The sequence below is a fragment of the Reyranella sp. CPCC 100927 genome (assembly GCF_007859315.1).
Classification (GTDB): domain Bacteria; phylum Pseudomonadota; class Alphaproteobacteria; order Reyranellales; family Reyranellaceae; genus Vineibacter.
The window spans coordinates 111,110-133,398 of sequence record NZ_VOHA01000004.1; the positions used below are offsets into that span (position 1 = coordinate 111,110).

The window sequence follows — 22,289 nt, forward strand, 5'->3', positions numbered from 1 at the left end:
CTACGCTCCGGCCAGGATGTCTTCGGCCTTGCGCAGCGCATCGTAGGTGACGATGGCGATGACGCGATCATCAGGCGTCACCTGGAACGCGCCCGTGGGGAACAAGACCTCCTCGCCGCGCACGACGGCGCCGATCATCATGCCGGCGGGCAAACCGACCTTGTTCAGGGGCTTCTTCACCAGCCGCGAGTCGGGCAGGGCCTGGGTTTCGATGACCTCGCCGAAATCCTCGCGCAGCGTGTAGAGCGCCGCCACCGCGCGCGGCCGGACATGACGCAGGATGGTCGAGATGGTGATGGCGCTGGGATCGACGACGGCGTCGACGCCCAGCGCCGTCAGGATCGGCTCGTAAGCGCTCTTGTTGACCAGCGCGATGGCCCGACCGCAGCCTTCGCGCTTGGCCAGCACCGAGGCGAAGATATTGGTCTCGTCATCGTCGGTGACGGCGACGATGGTCTCGGCGGTGTTGACGCTGGCCTCCAGCAGCAGGGCCTTGTCCAGCGCATCGCCGTTCAGGACCACGACGGCGTTGCCCAGCTCGCTCGACACCATCTCGGCCCGCGTACGGTTGCGTTCGATCAGCTTGATGTCGATGGCCGATCCGCTGCCGGTGAGCTGTCGCGCCAGGTTGAAGCCGACATTGCCGCCGCCCACGATGACGATACGGCTGGCCTGCCGGACGGCCTGTGCGAAGAATGCGATGATCTGGGCTGTCTGAGCCGGCGGCGCGACCAGGTAGAGCTGATCGTTGCGTTCAATCGTGTCCCGGCCATGCGGCACGAACGCCTTGCCGTCACGGATGATCGCCATCACCATGACGCCGACGCCGGGCAGCATCTGCGGCAGATCGGCCAGCGGCCGACCCAGCATGGCGCAGGTCTCGCTGCTGCAGGCGACGCCCAGCAGCTGCACGCGGCCATCCGCCAGCGCCACGGTGTCGAACGCGCCAGGCGTGCGCAGGCGCCGGGCGATGGCGTCGGCGACCTCGACTTCGGGCGAGATCAGCACATCGATCGGCAGCTGGTCGCTGGCGAAGAGCCCGCGCCAGTTCGGTGCGAGGTAGCCGGGGTGGCGCACGCGGGCGATGCGGCGGCGGACCTTGAACAACGAGTAGGCGACCTGGCAGGCCACCATGTTGACCTCGTCGGTGCGCGTGACCGCGATCAGCATGTCGGCATCGGTAGTGCCAGCACGTTGCAGGACTTCCGGATGGGAAGCGTGACCCTGCATGCCGCGCACGTCGTAGGTTTCGTCGATGCGCTGTGCCTGCTCGGGCGATATGTCCACCACCGTCACGTCGATGCCTTCGCCGGCCAGCTGCCGTGCAATCGCCTCGCCGACCTGACCCGCACCGCACACGATGACCCGCATCCGAACCTTCCCTGACCACGCGCGTTGGCGCGCAGCTTACAGGACCGCCGGTCGTTCACACCACCGTCGATCTGGGGGCGAGGTTCAGAGATCGGTATCGCCGGCCAGCAGCCTCTGCGCGATCGTGCGCCGCAGGATTTCATTCGTGCCATCGGCGACATTGATCACGCGAAGATCGTGCCAGGCGTGCGTCAGATGCAGTTCGTTGGTGAAGCCCATGGCACCATGGGTCTGCATCGCACGATCGAGGGCCCGGAAGCCGGCCTCCACGGCATAGGCCTTTGCCATCGACAGTTCCTTGATCGCGCGCTCGCCGCGATCCAGCAAGGTGGCGACGTTCAATCCCATCAGATGGGCGGCGTGCAGTTCCATGGCCGACTCCGCCAGGGGAAAGGTCACGCCCTGGTATTCGGCGATCTTGTGGCCGAACGCCTCACGTTGCTTGGCGTAGTCGAGCGCCTTTTCCAGCGCCCAGCGGCCCAGCCCCACGGCGCGCGCGGTGTTGTAGATGCGGCCCAGGGATACGCCCAGCAGGCCGATCCTGAAGCCGTCGTGCAAGGTGCCGACGAGCTGGTCGGGTTCGACCCGCACGCCGTCGAAGACGAGCTGGCCTTCGTTGCCGCCGGCATGGCCGAAGAGGCGGATCACGCTTTCGACCTGGAAGCCCGGCGCGTCGGTCGGCACCAGGAAGGCACTGATGCCGCCGGCCTTGCGACGCGCACGCTCGGGATCGGTGACGGCGAACACGATGACCCAGTCGGCTTGCGGCGCGTTGGTCGTCCAGATCTTGCGGCCGTGGATGCGCCAGCCGTTGCCGTCGGGCTCGGCGCGGGTCTTGATCATGGCCGCGTCCGAGCCGGCACCGGGCTCCGACAGGCCGAAGCACATCGAGGTGCGGCCGGCCATCATGTCGGCGAGGATCGTCTGGCGCGCCGTATCGGTCACCTCGCGCAACACGACGCTGGGTCCGAACGCCCAGTGGCTCAACGTGTAGGCGCCGAGCCAGTACTGCATGCCACACTGCCGGTAGATCTGCTCCCACGCCACGAAGTAGGCGAGCAGGCCCAGTCCGCCGCCGCCCAGTGCCTCGGGCACGCACATCTGGTAGTAGCCGGCCCGCGCGGCCGCCATCCGCACTTCGCGCATCAGCTCGACTACACGCGGCACATAGCGTCCGTCCCTGGCGTAGAGAAGATGCGGATCGGTCAGCAGGTCATGGTGCTTGTCATGCCGCGGGATGATCTCGGCGCGGATGAACCGGCTGATGCCATCGCAGACGGCCGTGATCTCGTCCGGTATATCGAAAGCCAAGGCCGCCATGACGACTCTCCGTTGTTCGCGCGAGGCGCAAGGTATTGGTCGGACGATGGTCCGTCGATGCGGTTCGTGTCCCGGCCCGGGCCGGGCAGCGTTGCACGAACCCGCTTGACCTCAAGTCGGCTTGAAGCCTTACAAGCCAATGCTCCTGTGGTCGAAACCCGATGGAGCATCCCTGGTGAGCAGCAAGATCAACGTGGCCCTGATCTATGGCAGCACGCGCGAGAGCCGATTCTGCGACACCGTCGCGCGCTGGGCCGGCAATGCGATCGTCGATCATGGAAACTTCGCGCTCGATGTGATCGATCCGGCATCGCTGTCGCTGCCGGCCCGCCATCAGCGCGCCGACAATCCCGGCCTGGCCGCGCTGCGAGAGCGCATCACACACGCCGACGCCTTCGTGCTGGTGACTCCGGAATACAATCACGGCTATCCGGCAGCCCTGAAGTTCCTCATCGATTCAGTCAGCGAGCCGTGGCATGCGAAGCCTGCCGGCTTCGTCTCCTACGGCGGCATCTCCGGCGGCCTGCGCGCGGTGGAGCAGCTACGGCTGGTGCTGGCCGAACTGCACGTGGTCACGCTGCGCGATTCGGTGAGTTTCGCCAATGTCTACGATCAGTTCGATGCCGCCGGCGACCTGGTCCGGCCGGAACCGGCGCGCCGCGCCATGGCGATCCTGCTGGCGCGCCTGGACTGGTGGGCACGGGCGCTGCGCAGCGCCCGTTACGCGGCGCCCTATGGCAAGGTCGCCGCGTAACGTTGCGGTCAGTCCGGCAGGTCGAGGCTGACGGTGATGCCGGCACTGGCGATCACGGCCACGTCGCCGATCTCCTCGTCGGGCACGTCGAGGCCACCCTTGACCACGCGTACCGTCACAATGCCGTGGGGCAGGGAGGCCTTGACCGCCTCGGCATCGACGCGGTCGGGCTTCTGCACGCCGATGGTGACGTCGACATGCATGGCCGTCTTGGGATTGACCTTCAGCGTCCGCAGCAGGGTCAGCGAACTGTGGTGCAGTGCATCCTGCACGGCGCGCAGTGCGGCCTTGGTGTAGTCGCCACCGTGCAGATCATTGCCGGTACCCAGTTCGAGAATGACGCGTCGGCGCGTGGTGCTGGCCATCGGGATGCTCACGGTATGTCGAGCCGCACCACGGCGGCGGCGTTGGCGATGATGGTGACGTCGGTGCCGGCCTCGTTGGGCACGGCGAGACCACCCTCGACCACCGTCACCGTGCCGGTGCCGTGCGGCAGCACCGCGAGCACGGCCTGCTTGTCGACCTGCTCCGGATGGGGCACGCCGATCGTCACGTCGACGCGCATGGCGTCCGCCGGTTTGCCCAACGCGCTCGTCACGGTGAGCGCGTTGTGCCACAGCGCGTCGCGCAAGGCGCGTACCGCCGCCTTGGTCGGATCGCCGCCGCGTATATCGGTGCCCATGCCGATCTCGAGCACCATGCGCCTGTACGCCAAGATGTCTCTCCCGTCCTGATGGGGTATCCACCCCGGCATCACACCATTGGCGGTACCGGTCAAGGGCCTCGCGATCGGCAGGCACTGACATCAAGCCTACTCGCAAAACGGCTATTGCTCCCTACATATCGGGCAAGGTCAGGCCCGATGCCAACGAACAGGAGAGGCTGCCCATGACCCCGCAGGAAAAGGACCTTATCACCCAGCTGCTCGACCGGCTAAAGCAGGCCCCGGTCCAGCCCAAGGATGAAGAGGCCGAGGCGCTGATCAAGGCCGGCATGACGGCACAACCGGATGCGCCTTATCTGCTGGTGCAGACGGCGCTGATCCAGAACATAGCGCTCGACCACGCGCAGGGCCGTATCACCGATCTGGAGCGTCAGCTTGCTGATGCCAAGCAGGCCGCAGCCGCCAGACCCACGAGTTTCCTGGGCGGCCTGCTGGGGGGCGATACACCGCAGCCGCAATCCGTGGCACCGCCGGCAGCAGCACTGCCCGCCGCGCCGCCGGCACCCGGTGCACCGTGGGGACAACGTCCGTTGGCGGCCGGACCGCAAGGTTACGGCCAGCCCATGGGCGGTCCCGGCATGGGTGGCTTCGGCCCGGGCGGCCCGGGCTCGGGGGCCGGCGGCTTCCTGCGCACCGCGGCTGCGGCGGCGGTCGGCGTCGCCGGCGGCGCACTGTTGTACCAGGGCATCTCGTCCATGTTCGGCGGACACGGCACGTCGCCTGCCAACGCGGCCAGCCTGACCGGCAACAACGCGACGGCTCAGCCTGATGCCGCCAGCAGCAGCTTGGCCGATCCGCAGGGCGCTTCGCCGCCACAGGGTGGCGGTGATCAGGGCGCGGATGCGGGGCAATCCGGTGATCAGGCCTGGGACAACAACGACAGCGCCGACTATGGCGGTGGCGATGATGGCTTCGGCGACGGCGATTTCGGCGGTGGCAATAGCGACTTCTAGAAATCGGAGCGGGACAATCCCGGTGGCGGCGCGTTCAGGTCCAGTTGGGCGTACTGGTACTTACCGATAGGGCCGTTGCGCTTGCCATTTGGCAGGGTCGTGTGGATTTCCAGCCACTCGTTCTCCTCGAGCATGACGCGCATGCCGGGGCCGTGCCAGACGCCGCGATGCAAGGCATCATGACCCGGTTCGACGCGGAATGTCTTCATCTCGACCACCTCTGACCTGTCGCCCTGACCTTGGAAGGCAGGGCGACAGGCCTTCAACTTAAAAGATCTTAAATTTCTAAGCGTTGGAGGGTGGCCCCCGGTTCGCAGCGCGATGCGGCATGCCGGTTGACAAGCCGGGATTGCGATCTGTATTGGTCGGACCAATAAAACAATGATCTATTAGGAGGAGCCGTGCCGGTAGTGTCCAACGACTACGCCATGGGCGAGATGCTGGCGGTCCTGCTGGCCCGCGACCTTGCCGACGGCGAGAAGGCGATCGTCGGCACCAACTCCGACATCCAGGTCGCGGCCTGCAATCTTGCCCGCCAGCGTCAGGCACCGGGGCTGTGGTGGGTGTCCGGTCCCGGCGGCATGACCAATCCCACCGAGGGGATCGTCCGCCCGGCCGCCGACGCCGAGAACATCCCGGTGGCGCAGGCCGTGATGGATCTGCCGTTGATGATCGACTTCATCGACTGGCGCATCCATTTCTTCGATTTCGCGATCCTGGGCGCGCTGCAAACCGATCGCTTCGGCAACATCAACACGGTCTGCGTCGGCAATCACGCGACACCGACGCTGCGCGGTCCCGGCACGGTCGGCATCAGCGCGCTCACCGGCCTGTCGCGGCGCTTCTACATCATGATGACACGGCACGACCGCGGCGCATTCGTGCCCAAGGTCGATTTCATCTGCGGCGCGGGCCATCTCGACGGCGGCACGTCGCGCACGGACGCCGGTTTGCCCGAGGGTGGTCCCAAGCTGGTGGTGACGCCGCTGGGCGTCTTTGATTTCGCACCCGACAGCAAGGCGATGCGCATCCGCACACTGCATCCGGGCGTGACGGTCGAGGAAGTGCGCGACCAGACGGGCTTCGATCTCATCACACCGGGGCAGCTCGCATCCACGGCGCCGCCCGACGACGAGGAACTCTTCCTGCTGCGTCGCACCGTCGATACCACCGGTGTGCTGGCACGCAAGTTTCCCTGGCCGAAGGCCGCCTGAGCATCCATCGCCGAAGGACAGACCATGCGGAACTATCACTTCGAGGAACACCACGTCCTGTTGCGCGACCAGGTGCGGCGGATGGTCGAGCGGCACGTCGCGCCGATCGCGTCGGAGATCGACGAAAACAACCGCTTCCCCGAGGAGCTGGTCGAGGTCTTCGGGGACATGGGCCTGCTGCAGCTCTGGGTGCCAGAGGAATATGGCGGCCCGGGCGGTGATCTCACATCGGTCTGCCTGGTGAAGGAGGAAATTGCCAAGGTTTCCGAGTCGGCGGCGCTGCTGGCGGCCAACAACTCCTTCGGACTGATCCTGCCGATCCTGAATTTCGGTTCGGAGGAGCAGAAGCGCCACTATCTCGGTCTGTCCGCCAAGGGACGCACGCTCACGGCCGTCGCCATCACCGAAGCGGGCACCGGTTCGGATGTGTCTTCCATGAAGACGTATGCCCGTCGCGACGGCGACAGCTGGGTGATCAACGGCGGGAAGATCTACATCACCTTCGGATCGGTCGCGCACTACATCCTGGTGTTCGCGCGCACCAGCGAAGGCAAGGGGGCCAACGGCATCTCGGCCTTCCTGGTCGATACCAAGAGCAAGGGATTTTCGCACGGACCCGAGGATCGCAAGATGGGCATCCGCGGCGTGCCCAATGTGCCGATCTATCTCGACGATGTCCGGGTGCCGGCCGAGAACATGATCGGGCCCGAGGGTCAGGCGTTCAAGACCTGCATGCGCATCCTCGATCTCAACCGGCCCACGGTCGGCGCCACCGCCGTCGGCCTGGCGCAAGGCGCCATCGACCACGCCACGGCCTACGCGCGGCAGCGCATTCAGTTCGGCCGGCCGATCGCGGAGTTCCAGGGCATCCAGTTCATGCTGGCCGACATGCAGATGCAGACCGAGGCGGCGCGCTGCCTGTTGTACGACTGCACGCGGATGGCCGATCGCCAGGACTGGGACGGCTTCTCCGCCAAGGCCTCGATGGTGAAGTGCTTCGCCAGCGATACCGCGATGAAGGTGACCACCGACGCTGTGCAGGTCTTCGGCGGCGCCGGCTACATGCGCGACTTCCCGGTCGAGCGCTACATGCGTGATGCCAAGATCAACCAGATCTTCGAAGGCACCAACCAGATCCAGCGCCTGGTGATCGCGCGCCACATGCTGCACGGGTGACGAAACATGGCCTCAGGCAAGATCACGTCCCTGGACACGGCCCTTGAAGCGGTCAAGGACGGCATGACGATCGGCATCGGCGGATGGATCTTCCACGGCCAGCCGATGGCCCTCGTGCGTGGCCTGATCCGCAAGGGCGTCCGCGACCTGCATCTCGTGCCGGCGCCCGGCAGCGTTGCGCCGGATATGCTGATTGGTGCCGGTTGCGCCAAAAGGACGGCGTGCGTCTTCATCAGCTTCGAGCATCTTGGGCTCGCGCCCAATTTCCGGCGCGCCGCGCAGTCCGGCACCATCGAGGTGCTGGAGATGGATGGACCGGGCATCGCGGGTGGATTGCGCGCCGGCGCCTGCGATCTGCCGTACACGCTGATCCCCGACCTTGGCACGGACCTGCCCAAGGTCAATCCCGGTTGCTATCGCAAGGCGCGAATCCAGGAGGGCGGCCGGCCATTGCTGGAAGTGCCGGCCATCAAGCCTGGCGTCGTTCTGTTGCACGGCCAGCAAGCCGACGAAGAGGGCAACGTGCAGTATTTCGGTCCCTCGTTCTTCGATCCGTTGCTGGCGCAGGCGGGCAAACACGTGATCTGCACGGTGGATCGCATCGTGCCCACCAGCACGGTGCGCCAGGATGCGCGCCTGACCAAGATCCCGTCGGCCCTCGTCGACGCCGTCGTGGTTGCGCCATACGGTGCCCATCCTGGCGCCAGCCCCGGCCTCTACGGGCAGGACGAGGCGCATTTGAAGGCGTATGTCGCGGCGAGCCGCAATGACACGGCGTTCGACGCCTACCTCAGTGATTTTGTGCGAGGCGCGAACAGCGAAGACGCCTATCACAGCAGGATCGGCGCTGCGACGCTGGCCGCCTTGTCGGCGGGTGGCAGCCGGCCATGACGGCGCGTCCACCGGAGATCGCCGCCATGCCACGCGACTTCGCCCCCATCAAGAGACGGCGGCTCTCCGACGAGGTCTCATCGCAGATTCAAACGCGCATTGCGGCCGGCGAACTGCGCGCCGGCGACAAGCTGCCGCCCGAGCGCCAACTGGCCGAACGATTCGGCGTCAGCCGGGGCGCCGTTCGCGAGGCGCTGCGCAACCTCGAGCGCGCGGGCGTCGTGTCATTGCAGGCCGGCGCCAAGGGGGGCGCGTTCATCGGCCGGGGCGATCCGAGCGTGATCGGCGACAGTTTCCGCAATCTCTATCAGCTCGGCGGCGTCTCCCTGGACGACCTGACCGAGGCGCGCATCTGGCTCGAGTCGACCGTGGTGCGCATGGCATGCGAGCGGGCGACCGAGCAGGATCTGGCGGTGCTGACCGCCAATGTCGACGAGGCCGAGCGCCTGTTCCTGGCCAAGCGCTACAACGACAAGATCGACGTCCATATCCGCTTCCACAACCTGTTGGCGGAAGCCACGCACAATGCCGTCATGGTCATGCTGATGAGCGCATTAATGGACGTGATGCGCGATTTTGCCCATGCGGTGGGCGGCGAGCGCACCGATCAGACGATCAAGGCGCGGCGTCGCTTTCTCGCGGCATTGAGCAAGCGCAACGCCGCTGCCGCCGTGGCCGAGATGACGGAGCATGTGGAGAACCTGCAGGCGCGCTACCGCACGCGCATGCAGGGTCGCCGTATCGCAGCGAACTGACGGAATGCGTCAACGCACAGCCAAAAACAGCAAACAAAACGACAAGGGAGGCCAACATGCCGAGATGGTTGGTGTGGGTTCTATGGTTGTCATGCGCCGTGCCGTCGATAGCTCTGGCACAGTACCCGGATCGGCCGGTCCGATTGATCGTGCCTTATGCACCGGGCGGTACGACCGACATCATGGCGCGCACGTTGCAGGAGCCGCTCTCGAAAGCCCTGGGCCAGCCGATCATCATTGACAACAAGGCCGGTGCGGCGGGTGCGATCGGGACCGGTCAGGTCGCGCATGCGGCGCCTGACGGCTACACGCTCGTCTTCGGCAACAACGGGCCCAGCGCCATCGTGCCGTTGATTCAAACCGATGTCGGTTACGATCCGATCAAGAACTTCGCGCCGGTATCCCTGGTGTCGCTGGCACCGCTGGTTCTGGTAACGCACGCCAGTGTGCCGGCTGCCGATGTCAAAGAGCTGATCTCGTTTGCCAGGACGCAAGCCGGTGGCCTTGAATACGCGACGGCGGGAGCAGGTTCGCTCGGCCATCTGGCGACCGAGCTCTTCGCCAGTGCCGCCGGCATCAAGCTCGTCCACGTGCCTTACAAGGGGCAGGCGCCCGCGACCATGGCGGTTGTCGGCGGCGAGGTGAAGGTGCTGCTGACCACGTCATCCGACACGATGGCCGCCAGCGTCAAAGGCGGTAAATTGAAGCTGCTGGGTGTGTCCAGTGCCCAGCCATCGGTTCTGGTGCCGGGTGCGGCGCCCATCGGCGAGTCGTTGCCGGGTTTCGAGGTCAATGTCTGGTTCGGGATACTCGCGCCGGCCGGCACACCGGCCGCGGTCATCGCCCGGCTGAATGCGGCGATCCGCGAGGTCGTGGCGCAAGCCGACATCCAGCAGCGTTTCATCACCTATGGATGCGTCGCCACGGCGAGCACGCCAGCCGAGTTCGCTGCCATGATCGCCGCCGAAGTCCCGAAGTGGCGCTCCATCGTCGACACGGCCCGGATTCGCGCACAGTAGGGCGCGAGGGCCTGTCGTCTATCCGCGACGCTTGAAGAATTGCACGGCACGCTCATGCCGCTCGGCGGCGGCACGCGTCGAAAACGTGCCGAGATTGCGGCGCTTGCCGCTGCGCGGATCCTTCTTGCGTGAGTAAAGGCGATAGTCGCCCGATTTCAGCTTCCGGATCATCGATCACCTCGCGGCGGCCATGCCACGTCAACGGCGGCGGTGCGGAACCAGTTCCGTCGTGCGCTACAGCCACTTCGAGCGCCGGAAGATGGCGAACAGGCCGCCGCAGACCGCTGTGATCGTGCCGAGCACGACGAAGTAGCCGTACTCCCACTTCAGCTCGGGCATATGCTCGAAGTTCATGCCGTAGATCCCGGCGATGGCGGTGGGCACCGCCAGGATCGCGGCCCATGCCGCCAGGCGGCGCATGGTGGTGTTCTGTTCGGCCTGGTTCCACATGATGCTGGCTTCGAAGGCGAACGCCAGCACCTCGCGCAGGGTGTCGATCTCCGACTCGACGCTGCGCACGTGGTCCGTCACGTCGCGGAACATCGGCTGCATGCTGGGTTCGATGGACAGCACCTCGGCATGCTCCAGGCGCCGACAGACATCGACCAGCGGGCCTGCCGCGTTGCGCAGCCGCAGCAGATCGCGGCGCAGGTCGTAGACGACCTCGACATCCTTGCGGGTCAGGTTGGCCGTCAGGACCCGGTCTTCGATGTCATCGACCTTGGCATGCAGGGCCTCGGCCACGTGCATGTAGCTGTCAACGATGAAATCAAGGATGCCGTAGAGCGCGTAGTGCTCGCCGTGCGACAGCACGGTGGGACACGCCTCGAGCCTTTGGCGAACCGTGGTGTAGGATGTCGAGGCACCGTGCCGTACCGAGACGATGTAGCCGCGGCCGACGAACAGGTGTGTCTCGCCGAAGGCAACATGGTCGTCGACCAATTGGGCGGTGCGGGCGACGATGAACACGGCAGCACCATACTGCTCAAGCTTGGGCCGCTGGTGGGCGTTCTCGGCATCCTCGATCGCCATGGGATGCAAATCGAACTGGGCTTGTACCCGGGCCAGCAACGCCGGCTCGGGCTCATGCAGGCCGATCCACACGAAGTGGCCAGGGCGTTTGGCCCACTCGCGCGCGTGATCGATGGCGATGTCCCGGATCTTCTGGCCGCCGGCATAGACCACTGCCGCGATCAGGCCGGGTTCACTCGGCGTCCCGAGGTCGTCGGGCAAGAGGGCTGGTTGGGCCATGGAGGGGTTCCCCGTTCGTTGTGGCCATGGTGCGCCACGAAACGCACGGCTGCAATCCCACCCCAACGAACTCGATATTGCTGACGCTTCACTGACCGGGATGCCGGCCATCCCCGTCGGCGTGTGCCTTCAGCGGCAGGATGGCGACAAAGCCGGCCAGACCCATGGCCAGCGCAAAGACGATGCCCCAGCGATCGCTGCCCGTGTGGTCCACGATTGCGCCGGCGACCAGGGCGCCCAGCAGCGTGGCGATACCGGATGCCGTGAAGAACATGCCCAGGATCGCGCCTTGGTTCCTGAGGCCGAAGAAATCGATCAGGACGCTGGGCAACAGTGCGATGCGCACGCCATAGCCCAGCCCGAGCAGCACGGCGAACACTGCCAGGCCGACATAGCCCGGCGACGCCAGCCACAGCACGTAACTGGCGCCCATCACCAGGACACCGGTTTTGAACAGCCGCACGGATCCCATCTTTTCGGCCAAAGAGCCGATACCCACCCGACCTAGGACGCTGGCACCACCCAGCAGCGAGAGCAGGGACGCGGCCGCGATATCGCTGGCGCCGTGTGCCTGGGCGAACGCCGGCAGGAACACGAACGGCACGAACAAGCCGGTGGTCGCCAGCACCCACGACAGGTAGAGCAGGACGAAGGGACGCGACCTGATGACATGGCTCGGTGTTCGTCCCGCAGGTTCCGCTGCCCGTACAGGTGGCGCCAGGACGGCCAGGGCACAGAACGCCAGCAGGACGCTGGACCCGATGCCCAGCACGATGTCGGCCTGGCGCCAGCCGTAGCTTTCGATCAAAGCGGCACTGAGCGGTGGGACCGCCAGCATGCCGCAGCCGGTCCCGGCAGCCGCGATACCCAGCGCGGTGGCCCGGCGCCGTGTGAACCAGCCGCCGACGACGGACAGCGTCGGCACATAGGCACAGGCGGCGCCCAGTCCCATGCCGACTCCGTAGGTCAGGTAGCCGACCCACAGGTGCTCGATGAATGCCGTCAACACCAGGCTGCCGCCCATGACGACGGCGCCAGTGGCCACGACGATGCGCGGTCCCCAGCGATCGGCGAGATGGCCAGCCCCGGCGCCCAGAATGTAGAAGGCGCAGCCGGTCGCCGAAAAGAAGCCGGACGCTGCGGTGCGGCTGGCATCGAACTCGCGCACCATCGCCATGAAGAAGGCGCCGAAGCTGTACATGACGCCAAAGACGACGAAGCCGCCGATGAAGGCGGCCGCGACCACGAGCCATGCACGTCCTTGCTCGGTGATTGCCGGATTGGGCACGGCAACGCTCACGCTATCCTCCACGCTGAACCCAGCGCAGCGTGGAGTCGGGGCGAGCGTCAAACACTCCGCCGCTTGCCGCTGAATTCGACCGCAGGATCAGCCGTGGGCGAATGTCAGCAGGTCGCGGTTGAAGCGATCGCGGTCGGTGAGGAACGGCCCGTGCGCGGCACCCGCATAGACCTTGAGCTGGCTGCCGGCAATCGCCGCCGCCGTCTTGCGGCCGGTGAGCGGCAGCGGATTCACCATGTCCTGATCGCCTTGAATGATGAGGGTTGGCATCGTGAAGTAGCGCATGTGCGGGCGGAAATCGGCCGTGGAGAACAGGCGCACGAGGTCAATGGCGGCCTTCAGCGACGTGCGCAGGAACAGGCTCAGCGCCCACTGCGCCATCTCCGGTGAAGCGCCGGTGCCCAGAAGGCCGGACATCCCGGCGGCCAGGAATTTGGCGCGATCCTGGTGCAGCGCCGCGATGAAGGCATCGTACGCGCTCTTATCGATGCCGTCGGGGTTGTCAGCGGCCTTGAGCATGTAGGGTGTGTTGGGGCTGACCAGCACGACCCGCGCGATGCGGCTCGTTCCATGTTTCGCGAGATACTGGGCGACTTCCAGGCTGCCCATCGAGTGACCGACGAGCGTAACGTCGCGCAGGTCCCGCTGCTCGATCACTGCCGCCAGGTCGTCGGTCAGCGTATCGAAGTCGTAGCCTCGTCCCGGCTGATCCGATCGGCCATGGCCGCGCCGGTCATAAGCGATGCAGCGCAGTCCCTCGTTCACCAGCGCCGTCGTCTGGTGCTCCCAGATGTCGGTGCACAGGCTCCAGCCATGCACGAAGACGACCGGCTTGCCCTGGCCCCAGTCGATGAAGAAGAGGCGGGTACCGTCCCTGGCACGGATGAAAGGATCTTGGCTGTTGCTGTTCTGTGCCGACGCAGAACGTGTGTTGGTGACGATCGCCGCGGTGCCGGCGACGGCAGCCGATAGCAGCATCTCTCGTCTATCCATGAGACATCTCCTGGGAGGCAAGGCCATGCTCGCACTTCTATGGGGAGTAGGCCGTCGGACGCCGGTGAGTCGATGACATCGGAGGTAAGAGCGAATGTTGTCGTCGCTCGTTCACTCAGAGTTTGAGATTTCAGCGCTGCTCGCTGTCATGCCGAGCGAAGCCAGGAATCTTGTGGCCGCCTCCGGGCCGCTTCGCGCAGAGGACTGCCGCGCTTCTGAAAATCCCAGCCGCTCAGGACGATGGTGTTGCGGCGCGTTTCAGGATTTCGGTGCTGGCGGCATCGGCCGGGTAGAAACATTCCAGCGCGATTTCCGACAGCGTGATGTCGACCGGCGTTCCGAACAGCGTGGTGGTGCTGAACAGGGAGAGGGTCCCGGCGCGGGTCGACAGTTCGATCGGCACCACGAATTCGGCATGGTCGCTGTTGAGAGCGCCATTGGCCCTGTCGGCACCGTCCCCCGCGGGATAAGCGGACAACTCCTCTGCCAACGCCGACAGCACGGTGTCCTTGCGGATACGCAGGTGGCGGCGTAGGCGCCCGAGCAGGTGCTGCCGCCATTGCGCCAGGTTGGTGATGCGCGAGGACAGGCCTTGCGGGTGAAGATAGAGCCGCAGCACGTTGGCCGGCGGCCGCAGCAAGGCCGGATCGACACCGTCGAACAGCCGCATGCCGGCGTTGTTCGCCGACACCATCGTCCAATGCCGATCGACGGCGAGCGCGGGATAGGGGTCGTGGCCCGAAATGACCAGCTCGACAGCCTGGCGCGCCGGCTCCAGTGCCGGATCCGACAGCGGCCGCTCGGGGAACACGGCGGCGTAGCCTGCCGCCGTGAGCAGCATATTGCGCTCGCGCAGCGGGATATCGAGTTGGCGCGCCAGGTGCAGGATCATGTCGCGGCTCGGTCGCGACCGGCCGGTCTCGACAAAGCTGAGATGTCGCGACGAGATGCCGGCTTCGCAGGCGAGGTCAAGCTGGCTCATCCGCCGCCGCTGCCGCCATTCGCGCAAGTGTCCGCCAACAAGATATTCGGGAGTCGCCATGACGACTCTTTAGCGGACAGACCTGTCGAACGCCATTACCTCCCAGGTAGGGGACAGGCTTACGTCGCTGTTCCAGGCTAGTACCGACTATCGCTAGAGTGTGACTCGGGATCGTCATCCCGAGCGCAGCGAGGGATCTTCTGAAAGTGACGCACGGGTGCGCATGCGTCGAAAGATCCCTCGCTGCGCTCGGGATGACAGCTGTATCAGGGACACGTGATTCCGGGGCTAGAGCATGTAGAGGTCGCGCTGGGTTCCCGCCGGCGGCGTCCACCCCGACCGTTGCTTGTCGCTGTGGAAGGCCACGATCAGGTTGTCGGGACTGCGTAGTGCGATGCCGATCCTGTCGCCATCGTCGATGGTCCGGACGACATCAAGCGTGCCGCGATCGGAGGACGCCAGCAGTTTCTTCAAGTGCGCCCCGTCGGCCACCTCGAAACTGATGTGATGGAGGCCCGGCGTTTCACCCGGGCGGGCCTCGAGTAGAGCGACTGCCGGTTGTCCGGTGGTGCCGCCGAACACTGCGCTCTGATGGGCAGTGTCCTCGTACAGGAGGCTGAGACCGGCAACGTCGGTGTAAAACCGGCGCATCGCGTCATAGTCTTCGACCAGCAGTGTGGCCTGGGTGATCTGGCGGGGGCGGATCGGTGCCGCCGGCACGTACCGCGCCTCGAACGCAAGTTCGTAGAACGATTCGGTCGACGGTACTTGCGCCAGCGGATTCCACAGACTGGTGATCATCTGACCTTGGTGCGTCGCGTAGAAGCCACGCCAGTCCCGAGTGGCGTCAGCATAAAATTCCAGCAGGTTTCGTTCGCTGTCGGATACGTAGACGCTGTGCGACAAACCGTGATCCAGGGTGACGTTGATGGCGACGCCCGTGTCGATCGCCCGCCGGTAGGCGTCCACCAGCACGGTCTCGTGCTCCATCTCGAAGCCCAGGTGATTGAGGCCCGGCCGCGCGCCATGACCAAAACCGCCGATGGCACCGTCTTGGATGCCCATGATTGCGATGTCGTGGTGGGAGCTGCCGTTCGACAGGAATATGGCGTTGATGCTGGGCTCGCGGAACACTTCGGCGAGCCCGCACACCTCGACATAGAACCGCAGCGACTCCTGAAGGTCGCTGACGAACAGGTTGGCATGGGCCAGGCGGCGCGGCGCAAACCGGACCGGAACGCGGTGGCTGACATCTGTTGACATGGGTCCCCGGCGTGATTGTCCCAAAAGCGCTGCATGATCATGGCGGTGTGCCGCACCGATAAGCCGGGGATAGCGAACATGATTGTTGACGCCTCGAAGCTAATGATCCGGCATCAGGTCTTGCCGTCCAGGAAGGCGAGCAGGATGCGGGCCGTATCGTCGGGAAACTGGTCCACGAAGAAATGGCCGCCGGGAAGCGAAGCATCCGTGACGTCGGCGCAACGCTGACGCCACTGGGCGGGAATGTCGAACAGCTGGGCCATCACGCCGGCGGCGCCATAGAACGCCAGCGTCGGGCACAGCACCTTGCGGTCGATGTCTGCCTCGTCGTGCGCGAGGTCGATGCTGGCGGCGGCGCGGTAGTCCGAGCAGGAACCATGGACCATGCCGGGCTGTCGCCAGGCACGGCGGTAGTCGGCGAGCATCTCGGCATCGAAATCAGAGATCCTGGTGGCGCCCCAGCCGACCAGGCAGGTCTCGTAGAAGAAATCGGGATCATTGCCGATGAGACGCTCGGGAAACGGCTCCGGCTGCGACAGGAAATACCAGTGCCAGTAGGCACCAGCGACCTTGCGGTTGGTGGCCATGAACATGGCGTGCGTCGGCACGATGTCCATCACCGTGAGCGACAAGACCGAGTCGGGATGGTCAAGCGCCATCCGGTGCCCGGTGCGGCCGCCGCGATCATGACCGACCACATGGAAACGCTCGAAACCGAGGTGGCGCATCACGCCGAGCTGATCGGCGGCGAACGCGCGGAACGCATAGTTGGATCGATCCGCCAGGCACGTCGGCTTGGCGGAGTCGCCGTATCCGCGCAGGTCGGCGCAGACGATGGTGAAGCGCTCGGCCAGCCGCGGCGCGACCCGCGCCCACATGGCGCGATTCTGCGGAAAGCCGTGCAGCAGCAGTGCCGGTGGTCCCGATCCGCCCACGACGCAGGCGATATCGATACCGTCGATGCTGATGATCTTGTGCTGGAAGCCCTCGAACATGCCACGTTCCTCCCCGTGTGCCTCGACCAGGAAGGCCAGCATAGCGTGTGGCAAGGGCCGGGTTTTTGCCGCGGCGGATACGATCCTTGTCTTGCCGGGAGAAAATCGCTGCGCTCAGTGGCGATGCGCCGCCTTGCGCGGGACGGTCTTTGGCCGGCGAACAGCGGGTGATCGTGCCTGCGCTCCGCCAGCCGCCGCGGTCGTTGTCTGGTGGAAACGCTTGAACCGCTCGACCAGGAAATCGACCAGCGTGCGGATCTTGGGCGTGAGATGCCGATCGGCGATGAAGTGTGCCGTCAGGTTGTTGCCCAGCGTTCCCTCTGGCGTCCACTGTGGCAGTACGCGGACGAGCGCGCCCGCGGTGATTTCCTGCCAGATCGCGAAGGTCGGCAGCAAGGCGATCCCAAGATTGCACAGGGCGGCATCACGGACCGCTTCGCTGCTGTTGGCGCGAAAGTTTCCGCCGACCCGGACGGAGCGGGACTCGCCCGATCGTGTGACGACCCACACGTCGCCACGCACCGCCGCTGATGTGAAATAGATGCAGTTGTGGCCGGCCAGATCATCCGGTTCTGCAGGCATTCCATGACGCCGCAGATATGCCGGTGTGGCGCAGATCACCCAGTCGATCGGCGCGAACTGTCGTTGGATCAGGTTGCCGCGTGCCAGCGGGTAGGACGAAATGGCGACGTCGAACCGTTCCTCGACCATGTCGACCAGCCGGTCGTTCAGAACGAGTTCGATCGACACATCGGGATGACGGGCGAGGTACTCCGGCAGAATCGGAACCAGGTGTTGCCGGCCGAACGCATTGGGGGCGCTTACCCGCACCAGGCCTTGCGGTCGGCGCACGAAGGGTTGGACCGCCAGCTCGCTGGCCTCGACTTCCGCCGCGATGCGCGCGCAATGCGCGAAGGCGGAACGGCCGGCCTCGGTGAGGCTGAGTTTGCGCGTGGTCCGATTGAGCAGGCGAGCACCCAGCCGCTGCTCCAGACGGGTGACATGCTTGCTGGCGGCCGACCGCGAAATGCCAAGGCGTCGCGCGGCCACCGAGAAGTTCTGGCACTCGACGACCTTGGCGAAGACCAGCATGTCGAGAGGGCTATGCAGGGGCGCGGCCATACCAATTAGCTCAGACTAGGCAACAATCATATTCGATCTTGCACGCTTATCAACTGAGGCCTGCGATCCGATCATCGATCGAGCAGTGCAGCAGGGTGGTGTGATGGACGACACGGCGGCGGCCGGCTATGCGGCTGGTCTGACGACAGCAACACGCGAGATCGAGAGTGCTCGGCTCGAGGTTGCCGGCGACATTCCCGATTGGCTCTGCGGCAGCCTGATCCGAAACGGACCGGCGCAGTTCGAGGTGGGCCGCGATCCTTATCGGCACTGGTTCGACGGCCTCGCCATGCTGCATCGCTTCGAGATCGGCAACGGCGGTGTTTCCTATGCCAGCCGCTGGCTCGAATGCGAAGCGGCGCGAACGGCCAAGGCGCACGGCCGCATCGTCTATGGGGAGTACGACACAGATCCGTGCCGGACACTGTTCGGCAGGGTCATGAGTGCGTTTCGACCCAAGATTTCCGACAACTGCAACGTCAACGTCGTTCGTACCGGCGGCACGGTCATGGCGATGACGGAAACGCCGTGGCGGATCGCGATCGATCCGATCAGCCTACGATCACAAGGCCGCCACCGCGCCGATGGCGCCGCTGCAGGCCAGCTCACCACGGCGCACCCGGTGTACGATCAACGGCGTGGGCTTTCCTACAATTCGCTGTTGCGCTTCGGTCGGACGAGCTGGTTTCAGCTTCTGCAGATCCAGGAACCCAGCGGAGAAACGAGCGTGTTGGCCAGCGTCGAGACGGACCAGCCGTCCTACCTGCACAGTTTCGGCATGAGCCGGGATCACCTGGTGCTGGCGCTCTGGCCGCTGGTCGTCAACCCGCTCTCGATGCTGTTTCCCGGCAAACCGTTCATCCGCAACTACGCCTGGGTGCCCGAACGCGGCCTCAGGCTGGTGGTGGTGGCCAAGGACGGCGGTGCGATCGTGCGCGACACAACCACCGACGCTTGTTTCGGCTTCCACCATGTGAATGCGTTCCAGGACGGCGACCTCCTGCACGTCGATGCCGTGGTGTTCGCCGATGCCGATGTCGTGGACCAGTTCCGCCTGGAGCGATTGCGCTCGGGCCAACCATCGAGAGCCACCGGTCATCTGACGCGCTTTTCGATTTCCCTGGGTGCGGGAACCGTCAAACGGCAGCGGTTGTCGGCGGCTGCGCTCGAACTGCCCCGGATCAACTATGCCCAGGTCGCCGGCGAGCGGCATCGCTGGGTCTACGGGGCCGGCTCGACCGGCGATTTCATCGACACGGTCGTCAAGATCGACGCCGACAGCGGCAGCGCGAGGAGCTGGCACGAAACGGGTTGCTACGCCGGCGAGCCGGTGTTCGTCGCCGCACCCGACGCCCGTGCCGAAGACGACGGCGTGCTGTTGTCGGTGGTTCTCGACGCCGGGCGCGGTACGTCATTTCTGCTGGTGCTCGATGCCAAAACGCTGCGCGAGCGGGCGCGGGCATATGCGCCGGCAGTCATCCCGTTCGGCTTCCACGGCAACTTCTTCGCGCACTGACGTGGTGATGCCTGCAGCCGCCGGCTTCTACCGTCCTGATCGCGGTTTTGGTGTCGTCGTGTTGAAAAATTGTCGGGGCGGATTGAACTTGGTCGGCACCTGCGCTAGCCGCAACGCCAGGTCTTTGCTCTCGCGGCAGAACCGTCCGATCATGTCGGCATTATCCTCGAAATACTCGCGCGAGAAGACGGCGAGGTCGCTCGTGACCGCAACGGGGTTACCGACATAATAGTCCGTCATCAGGTCGCGACGGCTCTCCTCCGAGAGCATGTTGGTGACCATGACCGCCATCTCTTCCTCGGCGTCGTCCAGGCTGAACATGGGCAACTTGCCTGCCACCGCACGGGCAACGTGCACGAGCTCGTGTAGCATCACCTGGAAAGGCGCACTGGGAGGCGAGTTATCGCATCCGTCCTCGTTGCAGCGCGAAGCGGCGCTGATCACCAGCGGCGTAAACGACACCGTGGCCGTGAACATGCCCCAACTGCGTCGGGCCCAGGCGTTGCTCGGGCCGGCCTGAAAGTCGTAGGGAAAGACCAGCACCGGGCGGTTGCGCATGCGAATGGCGGTCATGACCGCCTTGCCGGTCTTGTACGTAGCCTCCAGCGCCCGCAGGAGACCGACGACCTGAGCAACGTACTGCTTGGCCTTACGCTCGTCCTTGATGCCGTCGGCGCGCACCACGATCGGTCCGAGCTTCGCCTGAATGCTGGAGGCGGATTCGAACCAGTGTTCGCCGAACAGGATCATGGTCAGCCTCTGGGCGCATCCGGCGATCCGCAGTGCGCCTAAGTGGGTACCCAATCATGCCGGCAGGCCTGATCCGCGACTAATTTGAACTTCTCATCGTTTCCATAAGGGATATTTTGAGATGTGGGCGACCGGTAACCGAGGCACCCGTCGTCGTTACGCCTTCAGCCGATAGCCGGTGCGGAACATCCACGTCACGATGGCCATGCAGACGGCGAGGAAGGCGAACGTCATGGCGAGGCTGAGCCCGACCCCGATCCCGGCATCGGCGATGCCGAAGAAGCTCCAGCGAAAGCCGTTCACCAGGTAGACCACAGGATTGAACTGGGTCACCGTTCGCCAGAACGGCGGCAGCACGTCGATGGAATAGAAGCTGCCGCCCAGGAACGTCAGCGGCATGACGATCAGCGTCGGTACCAGCATCAGCTTTTCGAAGCCGGTGGCCCAGATGCCGATGATGAAGCCGAACAGGCTGAAGGTCACCGACGTCAGCACCAGGAACAGCACCATCACGAGGGGATGGGCGACCGGCAGCGGCACAAACAGGCTGGCGGTCACCAGCGCGATCACGCCCAGGATCATCGACTTGGTGGCGGCGGCGCCGACATAGCCCAGCACGATCTCGAGGGCCGACACCGGCGCCGACATGACTTCATAGATGGTGCCGACGAATTTCGGGAAATAGATGCCGAAGGAGGCATTGGAGATGCTCTCGGTCAGCAACAGCAGCATCACCAGGCCGGGTACGACGAAGGCGCCGTAGGGAACGCCGTGGATCTGTGGCATCTGCGTGCCGATGGCACCGCCGAAGACCACGAAGTAGAGCGACGTCGACAGCACCGGTGAGACGATACTCTGCAGCAAAGTGCGACCGGTGCGCGCCATCTCGTAGGTATAGATGGCGCGGACGGCATGAAGGTTCATGCTCATGGTTGTTCCCTCAGCAGGCTGACGAAGATGTCTTCCAACGAACTCTCTTCGGTCCGCAGGTCCTTGAAGCCGATCCCGGCATCGGCCAGGTCCTCCAGCAGGGAGGTGATGCCGGTCCGCTCGCCGGCTGTGTCGTAGGTGTAGGTGAGCACGCTGCCGTCAGCCGACAGGTCCAACTGGTACGCCGCGAGTTCGGCGGGAACCCGCTCAAGCCGGCCTTGAAGCTGCAGGATCAACTGCTTACGGCCGAGCTTGCGCATGAGCACGGCCTTGTCCTCCACGACGGTCAGCTCGCCCTTGGTGATGACGCCGACCCGGTCGGCCATTTCCTCGGCCTCGGCGATGTAGTGGGTGGTGAGAATGATGGTGACGCCCGTGGCGCGCAGCTCCCGCACGAGGTCCCACATGTCGCGCCGCAGTTCGACATCGACGCCGGCGGTCGGTTCGTCGAGGAACAGGATCTGCGGCTCGTGCGCCAGGGCCTTGGCGATCAACACCCGGCGCTTCATGCCGCCCGACAGCGTCATCAGCTTGCTGTCGCGCTTGTCCCACAGGGACAGATCCTTGAGCACCTTGTCGACGTAGTCCGGATTGGCCCGCTTGCCGAACAGGCCGCGGCTGAGATTGAGCGTGGCGCGGATGGATTCGAACGAATCGATCGTCAGTTCCTGCGGCACCAGACCGATCTTCGCGCGGGCGGCCCGCCAACCGGTGACGATGTCGTGGCCGTTCACCGTGACGCTGCCCGCCGTGGCGCGCACGATGCCGCAGATGATGCTGATCAAGGTCGTCTTGCCGGCGCCGTTGGGGCCCAATAGCGCGAAGATCTCGCCGCGGCGGATATCGAGGCTGACCCCTTTGAGGGCCTCGAAACCGGACGCGTAGGTCTTGCACAGATCGCGGACAGAAATGGCAGGCGATGCAGACGCTTCGCTGGTGGTGTTCAGGGGATGTCTCCGGCCCGATGAAGGCGCCTGACAGGCGAGGGGGAGGCGAACCTAAATGATCAA

Annotated in this window: 24 protein-coding genes; 8 read left to right on the plus strand and 16 right to left on the minus strand. The window is 65.2% G+C overall.

The features are described 5' to 3' along the window. Both trkA and FQU96_RS13260 read right to left on the minus strand, forming a co-directional pair. On the minus strand, positions 1 to 1,371 hold the full coding sequence (gene trkA, locus FQU96_RS13255) for a Trk system potassium transporter TrkA (protein ID WP_146541751.1): 1,371 nt from the start codon (positions 1,369 to 1,371) through the stop codon (positions 1 to 3). Positions 1,372 to 1,455: 84 nt separating this feature from the next. Beyond that, entirely contained in the window at positions 1,456 to 2,691 is a 1,236-nt protein-coding gene (locus tag FQU96_RS13260; protein WP_146541752.1) for an acyl-CoA dehydrogenase family protein, read from the minus strand. A 175-nt stretch (positions 2,692 to 2,866) separates the two neighbouring features. Here FQU96_RS13260 and FQU96_RS13265 point away from each other — a divergent pair, with 175 nt between their 5' ends. Beyond that, positions 2,867 to 3,445: an NADPH-dependent FMN reductase gene (locus FQU96_RS13265; protein WP_146541753.1), complete on the plus strand. Its 579-nt coding sequence runs from the start codon at positions 2,867 to 2,869 to the stop codon at positions 3,443 to 3,445. A gap of 8 nt (positions 3,446 to 3,453) precedes the next feature. On the opposite strand, the gene FQU96_RS13270 is transcribed toward FQU96_RS13265, so the two are convergent. Next, positions 3,454 to 3,810, minus strand: coding sequence for a Lin0512 family protein (locus tag FQU96_RS13270; RefSeq protein WP_146541754.1), 357 nt, complete (start codon positions 3,808 to 3,810; stop codon positions 3,454 to 3,456). Between the two features lie 8 nt (positions 3,811 to 3,818). After that, on the minus strand, positions 3,819 to 4,160 hold the full coding sequence (locus FQU96_RS13275; protein WP_146541755.1) for a Lin0512 family protein: 342 nt from the start codon (positions 4,158 to 4,160) through the stop codon (positions 3,819 to 3,821). Positions 4,161 to 4,333: 173 nt separating this feature from the next. Here FQU96_RS13275 and FQU96_RS13280 point away from each other — a divergent pair, with 173 nt between their 5' ends. Then, complete coding sequence (locus FQU96_RS13280; protein WP_146541756.1) at positions 4,334 to 5,122, plus strand: DUF2076 domain-containing protein; 789 nt, start codon at positions 4,334 to 4,336, stop codon at positions 5,120 to 5,122. On the opposite strand, the gene FQU96_RS13285 is transcribed toward FQU96_RS13280, so the two are convergent. After that, positions 5,119 to 5,331 carry a hypothetical protein gene (locus tag FQU96_RS13285; RefSeq protein WP_146541757.1) on the minus strand — a complete coding sequence of 71 codons (213 nt, stop codon included), beginning with the start codon at positions 5,329 to 5,331 and terminating at the stop codon, positions 5,119 to 5,121. The two genes, FQU96_RS13280 and FQU96_RS13285, sit on opposite strands and share 4 nt — an antisense overlap. Before the next feature lie 192 nt (positions 5,332 to 5,523). Here FQU96_RS13285 and FQU96_RS13290 point away from each other — a divergent pair, with 192 nt between their 5' ends. Genes FQU96_RS13290 through FQU96_RS13310 form a run of 5 tightly spaced genes read left to right on the plus strand, consistent with a single transcriptional unit; the run spans position 5,524 to position 10,177 of the window. Further along, a complete protein-coding gene (locus tag FQU96_RS13290) occupies positions 5,524 to 6,336 on the plus strand; it encodes a CoA-transferase subunit beta (RefSeq protein WP_255468020.1) in 813 nt (270 codons plus the stop codon). Positions 6,337 to 6,360: 24 nt separating this feature from the next. Continuing rightward, positions 6,361 to 7,512: an acyl-CoA dehydrogenase family protein gene (locus tag FQU96_RS13295; RefSeq protein WP_146541758.1), complete on the plus strand. Its 1,152-nt coding sequence runs from the start codon at positions 6,361 to 6,363 to the stop codon at positions 7,510 to 7,512. A gap of 6 nt (positions 7,513 to 7,518) precedes the next feature. After that, complete coding sequence (locus FQU96_RS13300; RefSeq protein WP_146541759.1) at positions 7,519 to 8,403, plus strand: CoA transferase subunit A; 885 nt, start codon at positions 7,519 to 7,521, stop codon at positions 8,401 to 8,403. Next, on the plus strand, positions 8,400 to 9,158 hold the full coding sequence (locus tag FQU96_RS13305; RefSeq protein WP_146541760.1) for a FadR/GntR family transcriptional regulator: 759 nt from the start codon (positions 8,400 to 8,402) through the stop codon (positions 9,156 to 9,158). Before FQU96_RS13300 ends, FQU96_RS13305 begins: the two co-directional genes overlap by 4 nt. A gap of 56 nt (positions 9,159 to 9,214) precedes the next feature. After that, entirely contained in the window at positions 9,215 to 10,177 is a 963-nt protein-coding gene (locus FQU96_RS13310) for a tripartite tricarboxylate transporter substrate binding protein (RefSeq protein WP_146541761.1), read from the plus strand. An 18-nt stretch (positions 10,178 to 10,195) separates the two neighbouring features. Here the strand turns inward: FQU96_RS13310 and FQU96_RS13315 are convergent, their stop codons facing one another. From FQU96_RS13315 to FQU96_RS13350, 8 genes are all read right to left on the minus strand, one after another. Further along, positions 10,196 to 10,348, minus strand: a complete 153-nt coding sequence (locus FQU96_RS13315; RefSeq protein ID WP_146541762.1) for a hypothetical protein — start codon at positions 10,346 to 10,348, stop codon at positions 10,196 to 10,198. A gap of 63 nt (positions 10,349 to 10,411) precedes the next feature. Next, a complete protein-coding gene (locus FQU96_RS13320; RefSeq protein WP_146541763.1) occupies positions 10,412 to 11,428 on the minus strand; it encodes a magnesium and cobalt transport protein CorA in 1,017 nt (338 codons plus the stop codon). Positions 11,429 to 11,516: 88 nt separating this feature from the next. Then, positions 11,517 to 12,728, minus strand: coding sequence for an MFS transporter (locus FQU96_RS13325; RefSeq protein WP_146541764.1), 1,212 nt, complete (start codon positions 12,726 to 12,728; stop codon positions 11,517 to 11,519). A gap of 87 nt (positions 12,729 to 12,815) precedes the next feature. Further along, the gene (locus FQU96_RS13330) at positions 12,816 to 13,721 is read right to left on the minus strand and encodes an alpha/beta fold hydrolase (RefSeq protein WP_255468021.1); all 906 of its coding nucleotides are present in this window, start codon (positions 13,719 to 13,721) and stop codon (positions 12,816 to 12,818) included. 232 nt (positions 13,722 to 13,953) lie between these two features. Further along, positions 13,954 to 14,763, minus strand: a complete 810-nt coding sequence (locus FQU96_RS13335) for a helix-turn-helix domain-containing protein (RefSeq protein WP_146541765.1) — start codon at positions 14,761 to 14,763, stop codon at positions 13,954 to 13,956. A gap of 228 nt (positions 14,764 to 14,991) precedes the next feature. Beyond that, on the minus strand, positions 14,992 to 15,966 hold the full coding sequence (locus tag FQU96_RS13340; protein WP_146541766.1) for a VOC family protein: 975 nt from the start codon (positions 15,964 to 15,966) through the stop codon (positions 14,992 to 14,994). 113 nt (positions 15,967 to 16,079) lie between these two features. Continuing rightward, positions 16,080 to 16,961 (minus strand): alpha/beta fold hydrolase, encoded by an 882-nt coding sequence (locus tag FQU96_RS13345; RefSeq protein ID WP_146541767.1) that lies wholly within the window; start codon positions 16,959 to 16,961, stop codon positions 16,080 to 16,082. Positions 16,962 to 17,075: 114 nt separating this feature from the next. Continuing rightward, positions 17,076 to 18,083, minus strand: coding sequence for a LysR family transcriptional regulator (locus FQU96_RS13350; protein WP_146541768.1), 1,008 nt, complete (start codon positions 18,081 to 18,083; stop codon positions 17,076 to 17,078). 103 nt (positions 18,084 to 18,186) lie between these two features. Between FQU96_RS13350 and FQU96_RS13355 the strand changes: the two genes are divergently transcribed. After that, the gene (locus tag FQU96_RS13355) at positions 18,187 to 19,599 is read left to right on the plus strand and encodes a carotenoid oxygenase family protein (protein WP_146541769.1); all 1,413 of its coding nucleotides are present in this window, start codon (positions 18,187 to 18,189) and stop codon (positions 19,597 to 19,599) included. A 27-nt stretch (positions 19,600 to 19,626) separates the two neighbouring features. Here the strand turns inward: FQU96_RS13355 and FQU96_RS13360 are convergent, their stop codons facing one another. The 3 genes from FQU96_RS13360 to FQU96_RS13370 all read right to left on the minus strand — a co-directional run bounded on the left by FQU96_RS13360 (position 19,627) and on the right by FQU96_RS13370 (position 22,226). After that, positions 19,627 to 20,349 carry a hypothetical protein gene (locus tag FQU96_RS13360; protein WP_146541770.1) on the minus strand — a complete coding sequence of 241 codons (723 nt, stop codon included), beginning with the start codon at positions 20,347 to 20,349 and terminating at the stop codon, positions 19,627 to 19,629. Positions 20,350 to 20,505: 156 nt separating this feature from the next. Next, positions 20,506 to 21,273: an ABC transporter permease gene (locus FQU96_RS13365; protein WP_146542166.1), complete on the minus strand. Its 768-nt coding sequence runs from the start codon at positions 21,271 to 21,273 to the stop codon at positions 20,506 to 20,508. 2 nt (positions 21,274 to 21,275) lie between these two features. Continuing rightward, positions 21,276 to 22,226, minus strand: a complete 951-nt coding sequence (locus FQU96_RS13370; protein ID WP_146541771.1) for an ABC transporter ATP-binding protein — start codon at positions 22,224 to 22,226, stop codon at positions 21,276 to 21,278. Between the last annotated feature and the right edge of the window lie 63 nt (positions 22,227 to 22,289).